This is a genomic window from Ferrovibrio sp. (genome assembly GCF_029255545.1).
Taxonomy (GTDB): domain Bacteria; phylum Pseudomonadota; class Alphaproteobacteria; order Ferrovibrionales; family Ferrovibrionaceae; genus Ferrovibrio.
On the sequence record NZ_JANLJJ010000083.1, the window covers coordinates 1 to 1,972 of the forward strand.

The window sequence follows — 1,972 nt, forward strand, 5'->3', positions numbered from 1 at the left end:
ACGAAGACATGCACCTCGCCACATTCCAGCCGCCCTTCGCGGTTACAGCGCCCGGACTCCGCGGGACTGAACTCCCTCGGACTGCGTTCCCCAGGATTGGCCCCCCCGCCATTACCCGGTTGAGTGTCGCCTGAAGGGAAAGCCATGCCTTCCTCCCTCTAGAAGGGAGGAAAACCCAGATTAATCTATTTTCTATATATGCATTACCTATTTCCGGCTGTATTCATGCCGTTATCAAAACTTTGACTTGCATCTTCTTGTATGTAGCCGGGCAGGCCGGCGGACCGGCCGCGCGATGCCGGGCGCCCTGAATCTGTGCGATTGCAAGGCCCGGTCACGCCCGGCGCGGACCAGCCCACCGGATGAACGGAAGCCGGATGAACGGAAGCCGGAGCGCATCGCGGGAGCGGCGACGCGGCAGGCTGCCGCCGAACTGTCATCAAACCACGCGGGAACCTGACATCGGTTCCTGCGTTGATATGTCGCTGGCGCTTTCATGGCGTTCGTTTATGCCCTCCATCACAATACCGCCGTGTTCGACGCCCTATATGCTTCTTCTCCGGCCTGTATCCGGCATACCCTGTCCCCAGTGTCGAAGGAGTTCCCACCATGCTGATCCCCGAATGGAAGATCGATCCTGCCGCGCGCATCATCGAGAATGAGGATTATGTGGTGTCGCTCTACGATCTCGCCGATGGCGACTACGACATCGCGCATATCCGCGCCAAACATGCATGGCAGCCCGCCAATGACAGCGTCGCCCGCGAGGCGCGCATCGCCTTCACGCTGGCGATGCGGCAGCTGCGCAACCAGTAGGCTGCAGCCCAACAGATTTCAGCTCAGGGCAAATTCTTTCGCCAGCAGCTCGTAAGAGCGGCGGCGCGCGCCCTGGTCATACGTCCAGGTCAGGATCACCAGCTCGTCGAGCTGCATCATCCGCGCATAGGCGCGCAGCTTGTCGGCCACCTGCGCCGCCGAACCGGCGAAGCTGCGTTGCCATAACGCGTCGATCTCGGGCTGTTCGTCGGCGGAAATATCCACGGCATCGGGCGGCTGGATCTGCTTGAGCAGGCCACGGTTGCGATCAAGCCGCCAGCGCGCACGGCTGCGGAACAGATGCCGCGCCTCGGCTTCCGTCTCTGCCGCCAGCGCCCAGACACAGAGCGTGGCTTTCGGCATGGGGCAGAATTGCGACGGGCGGAAATTCTGGCGATAGAGCGCAAGCGCCTGCTCGGCGCCGCGCCCGTCGGTGATGAAATGCGCAAACGCATAGGGCAGGCCGAGATGAGCGGCCAGCTGCGCGCCGTAATCTGAACTGCCCAGCATCCACAATTCCGGCGCCGATACTGCGCGCGGATGCGCGGCGATGCTGCGGAAGGCATGGCCCTCGGGCAGCGGCAGGCCATGCAGCCAGTGCAGCAGGTCGCGCGTCTGCGCCGGGAAGCTTTCGCCGCCGTCTCCGTGCGGATTGAGCGCATAGGCGGTGCGGCCATCCGAGCCCGGCGCGCGGCCCACGCCCAGGTCGATACGGCCCGGCGCGATGGCATCCAGCACGCGGAACTGCTCGGCCACATGCAAAGCGGAATAATGCGGCAGCATCACGCCGGCCGAGCCGAGCCGGATGCGCGAGGTGACGGCGGCCATCGCCGCGATCAGGATTTCCGGCGCGGTGCCGACGATGCTTTCATGATTGTGATGCTCGGAGACCCAGAAGCGGCAATAACCCAGGGCCTCGCAATGCTGCGCCATCGCGATGGTGTCGCGGATGGCCTGGTCTTCGCTGCTGCCGGAAACGGCGATCGACTGGTCGAGGACGGAAAGGGCGAGATCGGTCATGGCCCACATCTAGGGCCATGACCGGCCTGCGGCAAGCGCCTCGCCATCAGCCGTGATTACCCGTTGAGCGCCGCCCACATGGCCTGGTCGCGTTCCGCCGTCCAGATGCGCGGATGGTCCAGGCCCAGCGCCTCGT

At 64.2% G+C, this 1,972-nt stretch carries 2 protein-coding genes; one reads left to right on the forward strand and one right to left on the reverse strand.

All coding sequences use genetic code 11. From position 1 onward, the window contains the following. The first annotated feature begins 609 nt into the window (after positions 1–609). Complete coding sequence (locus Q1J79_RS16605) at positions 610–816, forward strand: hypothetical protein (RefSeq protein WP_300302567.1); 207 nt, start codon at positions 610–612, stop codon at positions 814–816. Positions 817–834: 18 nt separating this feature from the next. On the opposite strand, the gene Q1J79_RS16610 is transcribed toward Q1J79_RS16605, so the two are convergent. Next, positions 835–1,836, reverse strand: a complete 1,002-nt coding sequence (locus Q1J79_RS16610; RefSeq protein WP_300302569.1) for an LLM class flavin-dependent oxidoreductase — start codon at positions 1,834–1,836, stop codon at positions 835–837. Between the last annotated feature and the right edge of the window lie 136 nt (positions 1,837–1,972).